Source organism: Actinomadura rubrisoli (assembly GCF_004349215.1).
Lineage (GTDB): Bacteria > Actinomycetota > Actinomycetes > Streptosporangiales > Streptosporangiaceae > Spirillospora > Spirillospora rubrisoli.
In genome coordinates this window covers 1-6351 of the sequence record NZ_SMKU01000450.1, presented here as the reverse complement: position 1 = coordinate 6351, position 6351 = coordinate 1, and the positions used below count along the sequence as shown (strand labels likewise).

Genomic DNA, 6351 nt, shown 5'->3' with positions numbered 1-6351 from the left:
GTCTGGGGCATGGAGGTCTCCGTGGGGGAGGGCGGAGGTCGGACGGTCCGCGCGGGGCAACGTGGCTTCGAGGGGTGTAACCGGATGACGGTACGTTATCTGCCGTGTCAGGAAGTGGCGTCCGTCACATCACGGTCAGTACGGGAAGCGCTCCGCCGCGGCGACGACCGCGCCCGTCACGGTGGCGGCGGTGAGCACCGACAGGCCGGCCAGGACGGCCCAGCGCCCGGCCTGGTAGCCGGCGGGGACGCGTTCGGAGTCGCGGCCCCGCACGGGCCAGGGGGCGCGCAGCGGCGCCGTCCCCGGCACCTCCTGGCCCTCGTCCGGGGTGGTGGCCGGGCGGTCGCCGTTCGCGGACGGGCCGGGGGCCAGCCCCGACACCCAGCCGAGCAGGTCGGCGACCTCGGCCGGCTCGGTGCCCAGCCCGGAGGCGAGGTAGCGGACGTGCCCGGCGACCTGGTCGAGCGTCCGGACGGTGTTGCCGAGCCCGACCCGGGACAGCCAGCCGCGCAGGTCGGGGTCGGGCTCCTGGCCCAGGCAGCGGCCGATCTCGGTGCGGGCCAGCAGGTCGGTCTTGGTGACGATGACGGCGACGCGCTTCTGCCGCCCCTGGTCGGGACGGGAGCGGAGCTCGTTCAGCACCCGCTGGAGCGTGTCGGCGGGATCCTCCTCGGACGACGCCGCGGCCCGGTCGACCAGGCGCTGCTCGTCCTCGGTCAGGGCGCGCCGGACCTGGGGGAGCGCGAACGGGTCCACGATGAACAGCAGCGCCTCGCCGTGGTCGAGGTAGCGGAGCGACTCCACCTCGGTGGCGCCCGTGTAGTGCTCACCCGCCGGATCGAACAGGTACAGGATCCGCCGCGCGCGCCCCGGCAGCTCCACGTCCAGCATGGTGGCGAGCGGAAGCTCCGGCCCGGTCTTGGCGAGCCGTCCGCCGCGCTGGAACTCGCGGATCGCGCCCGCGTACGCCTGCGCGTGCCGCTGCTCCACGAACGCGAGCCGTCCGTGCATGGCCCGCGCGCGCCCGTGCAGCGCCCGGATGCCGAGGAACATGAACGTGGTCTTGCCGGCGGCCGGGCCGCCCACGAACGGCAGCGGCTCGACGCGGACGCGTCCGATCCGCTCGGGCAGCGGCCCGCCGCAGTGCGGGCAGAACGCCGCCAGCCGGAAACGGCCCAGCGGCACCGTGGTCGGCAGCCGCGTCCCGCACCGGCAGACATGGCGGAACGCCCCGCCCGCGCCCGGCGCCAGACGGGCATGCCGGGCGCCGCACCCGGGGCACGCGTACTCCGGGAGCCCGATCCGCTCGTAGCAGAACGGGTGCGGGCAGGTCTGCAGGATCCGCCCGTACATCATGAACAGGCGCTCCAGCCCGGCCAGGACGAGCACGCACGCCAGCCATCCGGCGAGCCCGATCGCCGCGACCACCCCGTACAGGAGGGTCAGCGCCAGCACGAACACGGCGGCGGGGACGGCCGCCGTCGCGATCCCCGCGCACAGCGCCGCCCAGATGGGGAACGCGAAGAACCCCCACAGACCGCCGAGCAGCATGCGGGTGAGGGTGATGACGATGCCCGACGCGGTCTTCCACACCTGCGGGACGACCGTGCGGGTGATCGCCCACCAGTCGCGCCACACCTGGCCGAGCAGGTAGTGCCGGTAGGCGACCGCCGGGGAGGCGACCGGCGAGGGGCCTTCGAGGGTGGACGGCGCGAGCGTCCGGCAGGCGTGCAGGTAGTACAGGCCGAGCGCGGCGGCCCCGGCGACGACCAGCGTGGCGGGGAACAGCACGGGGAACACGATCGTGAACCCCAGGTACATGACGCCGACCCACGCGGCGATCAGCAGCAGCACGATGACCGGATGCACGCCTCACCTCCCCCTGGCCTCGGCGAGGAGGTCCTTCAAAGCCGTGCGCAGCCCCGGCTCGCCCGCCAGGTGCGCGTCGAGCTGCCGGGCCGCGAGCCACCGGGTGGCGGCGGCCCGCGCCCACGTCTCCAGCGCGGGCTCGGTGACGCCGCGCGCCCGCAGCCGCAGCGCGACCTCGACCAGCTCGTTGCGCTGCGCGAGCTCGGCGCCGCGCAGGGGGGCGCGGCCCGCGCGGGCCCGTCCGGGCAGCTCCTCGGTCCACCGGCCGGCGAGCCGGGCGCGCGCGGACGCGGGCGCGGCCGCGAGCAGCGCCGCGCGGAACCGCGGCGGCCGCCGGCGCAGCCGCGCCGCCGCGTCGGCGAACGCGGCCTCGGCCAGCCTTGAGGTCGCGCCGAGCGCCTCGGCGAGCTCCTCCAGCGCCCGCGCGGCTCGCTCGGGCCCGTCGGCGGTGATCGCGGCGGCGTGGGCCTGGACGGCGGCGGCGTCGCACCCGGCCCGCCCGTCTGGCAGGACGGCCCGGACCCGCGCCGCGAGCCGCAGCGTGGCGGCGTCCGCGAGCCCGTCCCCGCCGGGGGAGCACAGCCGATCGAACGTGCGGGAGGGGAGCGAGGCCAGCGCCGGGTGCGCCTCCATCGCCGTCCCGTGCGCGTCCAGCAGCTCGACGCATTCGGTGGCGGACGGCGGCGACGACCACACCTCGGCGAGCGCCGCGCCGACGTCGCCGCCGTCCAGCCGCAGCAGCTCCCCGGTGACCGCGACCCGCCGCCCGGGGCGCCCGCGCCCCACCGCGACCAGGACGCGCACCGCGACCAGCGGGACGTTCCGCAGCCGCTCCGCGTGCCCGTACAGCGCCTCGCAGGCGGCGGGGGTCAGCGCCGACGCCAGCTCCCGCCGTCCCGCCTCCGCGAGCCCGGCGAGCACCCCGTCCAGGAGCGCGCCGCGCAGACCGTCCGGGCACGCGGCGAGCCCGGCGGGCAGGTCGGCGGCACCGCGCACGGCCAGCGCCGCCGCCGCTGCCGCGACCTCGGCGGGCTCGGCCCCGGCCCCGGCCCGCGCGGCGACCCCGGCCACCGCCCCGACCTCCGCGAGCGTCGGCGCCTCCACCAGCGCCGCAGACACCCGGCCACCGAGCCCGCCGGTGTCGCGGCCGTCAGCGGCGGCGTCCGTGGGTCCTCCTGTGCGGGGGGTGTCCTCGCGCGCGGGTGGTTCGGGGAGGTGGGCCCGTGCGGCTGGGTCGGTGAGGGCCAGTTCGGCGAGGCGCAGCGCGCACTGCTCGGCGACCGTCCCTGCCCCCGTGCCGCGTGCCCATGCGTGGACGGCGAGCACCGGTTCCAGGCCCATCGACGGCACGCCGGACGCCAGCTCCCACCAGATCCATTCGGGGATCTCGGCGCCGCGCCCGGCAAGCAGCCGGGCCGCCGCGTTCTCCTCGTTCGCGGTCACGGTGGAGTCGCCGCGGGACAACGCGAGCAACGACGCGGCCGCCTCAAGCGCCGCGGCGCCCTCCAGGGCCGCCGTCACTGCCTCGCCGCCGTTGGGCCTCGCCGGACGACCGCGCCGGGGCGGGGCGTCCGATGGCCCGGGGCCGTCCGGGGGTGCGGGGCCGTCCGGTGGTGCCAGCTCGGCCAGGGCGTCGAGGCCGGCGAAGTCGAGGTCACGCCAGCAGTCGGCGACCGTCCGGGCGAAGCGCGAGAGGGCGCCGTCCGGCGCGCCCTTGCGCAGGTCGACGGCGAGGGCGTGCGAGGCGTGGTGCCGCACGGCGGCCCACACGTCGGGCGTCGTGCCGACCAGGCGCTGCCCGGCGCCGCCGGGGTCGGCGCTGTAGGTGACGAAGGACAGGCGCGCCGCCGCCGCGACGGGCAGCGAGTAGGACACCGCCGCGATCCAGCGGGCGATCACCTCGACGTCGTCGGCGACGAGCACGACGCGGCCGTGCCCCCGGCCGAGGACGCCCGCGACCGCGTCGACCAGGCGGCCCAGCGTGGCGTGCGCGCCGCTCCCGCCGCCGGTGCCGGACGAGGCCAGCCACGCCGCGAGGGACTCGGGGTCGAGCGCGGCGCCGGGCGTCAGCTCGTCCAGCACGTCCAGGGCGGGGCCGGGCACGGGCAGCGGCGCCCACAAGGGGGCGTGCCACAGCTCGGCGGGACGCAGCCCCTCCAGCTCGTCGGGCTCGGCGACGACCGCGTGGGCGAAGAAGTTGCCGTAGCGGCCGGAGTAGTCCCGCCCCAGGTAGCGGCACCGCAGCAGCAGCGGGCGGCCGTCCACCCGGTCGTAGAGCAGCGAGACGGGGAACAGCTCCAGCTCGGAGTCGTCGGGCGACAGCGGCGCCCCCGGCGGCGGGCGGTACGACAGGTACGGCGTCACCGCCGCCCGGACGCCGCCCGGCAGGCCGGGCGTCTCGGCGACGAACTGGAACCCCGCCCGGCCCGTGGGCCCGCGACGCGCGGAGGTGTAGTGCAGCTGCCAGGCCACCGTCAGGACCCTCCCGGCCGGACGCCGTCGAGCATCCCGAACCGGTGGAGCAGCCACAGCAGCGGGTCCTCGGCGCGGTAGGGGCGGACGCCGCCCGCGCCGACCCGCCCGCCCTCGGGGATGCCGCCGAGCGCCGACAGCCCGAACAGCGCGTGGTCGGCGTACTGCTGCCCGAGGTAGGTGTCGAGCTGCCCGGCCTGCCACTCGTGCAGCAGCGCGCGGACCTGCTCGTCCACCGCGTCCCTGTCGTCGAGGTCGAGGACGCCCGCGCCGGAGCGGGAGCGGTGCAGGGCCGACTGCCGCAGCAGCGCCGGGCGCAGCGCGTCGATCTTGGTGAGCGCGACCGCGACGGGGACGGGCAGCGGCTCGCCCGGCCGGGTGCCGTGCCGCTGCCGCAGCGTCTCGGTGACGCGGGCGATGACGTTGAGCGGCTCGCTGTCGGGGTCGTCGCCGGGGACGCGCGGCACGGGGGCGGCGTCCAGCAGGCCCGTCCGCGCGCCGGGCAACTCCAGCGGGTCGACCAGGAAGATGATCGCGTCGGCCGCCTCCAGGTACCGCAGGTGCAGGTCGGTCACCTCGCGGCTGCGCAGGTCCTCGCCCGCGGTGTCGAACAGCACCAGCGCCAGGGAGTCGTTGCGCGCGCGCGTGAAGCGGCCCCGTCTCGTCCGGGTCAGCAGGTAGACGAGCGGCTCGCGGGGGCCCGTCGCGGCGCTGGCCGTCGTCGGCAGCAGGCGCCGCTGCTCCAGCAGCGGACGGGCGAAGTCGCGCTTGTAGCGCTCGATCGTGCGGTCGTCGCAGGCCACCAGCGACGCGTCCAGCTCGGTGCCGACCCGGTTCATCAGCTCGTGCAGCAGGACGGCGATGTAGGTGCTCTTGCCCGCGTTCTTCGCGCCGACGAGCGCCACGATCCGCCCGGGGGAGTCGCAGTACGCGGCCGGGAGCGGGTTGTGGCACTCCGGGCAGGCCCGGTTGCCGGTCGGGCGGCCGCACGCGGGGCAGTCGGCGCGGCCCTTGCGCCCGGACGCGGCGAACACCGGCGGCAGCGACGCCCCGGCGGGCGAGCCCATGTAGGCGGCGAGGGCCTCGTCCAGGACGGGCGCGCAGCCCTGCGTCCGCCCGGCCTGGCCCCGGCACCGGAACAGCACCCGCTGCCGCGCGACGGACGCGAAGCAGTACGGGCACGTGATCTCGTGCCGGGAGGACGCGCCGGGGAGCCCCACCCGGGACAGCGGTCGGGTCATCGCGCGACCTGCAGCCGGCGGACGGGCGGATCGCTGAGCTCGACGGCGCCGTCGTCGGCGAAGCAGCGCAGCCAGTACGGGCCCGGGGCGTCCGGCGCGGCGAGCGTCAGTTCCCCCGGGACGGGCACCTGCTCCCACGTGCCGAGCGTCTCGCCGTCGGCCGCGCGGTGCGGCATGACCCGCCCGGCGCGCAGCACCAGCGACAGCCTCGCGACCCGCAGCGGGCGGGACGAGGTGAGGTGGATCGTCAGCGAGCGCCGCCACGGCGGGCCGGTCCGCAGCACGTCGTAGCCGACGATCGTGCGCGCGCCGACCTCGGCGGTCACCGGCGGCCCGGTCACCCGGGAGCCGCCGACGCTCCCGGCCGCCGCGACCGACACCTCGACGGGCTCGTCCTCGGGGACGGGCAGCCGGATCCCGCCCTGGGTCTCGTAGGCGGCGCGGGTGACGGTCGCGCGCCCGGGGGCCGGCGGCGCGAGCCGTCCCGTCTCGATCCGGCCCGCCTCCGCCCGGTTCGTCTCCATCAGCCTCGCCTCGATCCGGCCGGTGGCGATGTCGTCCCGCCCCACCCGGTAGACCAGGTCGACCTCCGCCACGTCCGGCGGCCAGTCGAATCCGACGTGCACATAGGCGCCGCGCCGCTCGGCGACCAGGCGGAGGGGCGGCGGCAGGTTCACGTGCCGGTGGTAGGCGCCGATCGCGGCGGTGCCCTCGGCGACGGTCACCGCGAGCAGCCAGCCCCCCGCCCCGGGCCGCACCAGCAGCCCCC

The 6351-nt window shown here is 77.6% G+C and carries 4 protein-coding genes; all 4 read right to left on the bottom strand.

Going from position 1 to position 6351, the window contains the following annotated elements:
- Positions 1-135: 135 nt before the first annotated feature.
- Positions 136-1869 (bottom strand): TRAFAC clade GTPase domain-containing protein, encoded by a 1734-nt coding sequence (locus tag E1298_RS42620; protein WP_131903077.1) that lies wholly within the window; start codon positions 1867-1869, stop codon positions 136-138.
- 3 nt (positions 1870-1872) lie between these two features.
- Positions 1873-4341, bottom strand: coding sequence for a GAP1-N2 domain-containing protein (locus tag E1298_RS42615; RefSeq protein ID WP_131903076.1), 2469 nt, complete (start codon positions 4339-4341; stop codon positions 1873-1875).
- 2 nt (positions 4342-4343) lie between these two features.
- Positions 4344-5582 (bottom strand): TRAFAC clade GTPase domain-containing protein, encoded by a 1239-nt coding sequence (locus tag E1298_RS42610; protein WP_131903075.1) that lies wholly within the window; start codon positions 5580-5582, stop codon positions 4344-4346.
- On the bottom strand, positions 5579-6351 hold a 773-nt coding region (locus tag E1298_RS48910; RefSeq protein WP_481726150.1), incomplete at its 5' end, for a SaeA-related protein. The genes E1298_RS48910 and E1298_RS42610, both read right to left, overlap by 4 nt.

Bases quoted from the DNA above. Each gene is read 5' to 3' on its own strand.
- E1298_RS42610 (WP_131903075.1), bottom strand. From the start codon at position 5,582: ATGACCCGACCGCTGTCCCGGGTGGGGCTCCCCGGCGCGTCCTCCCGG.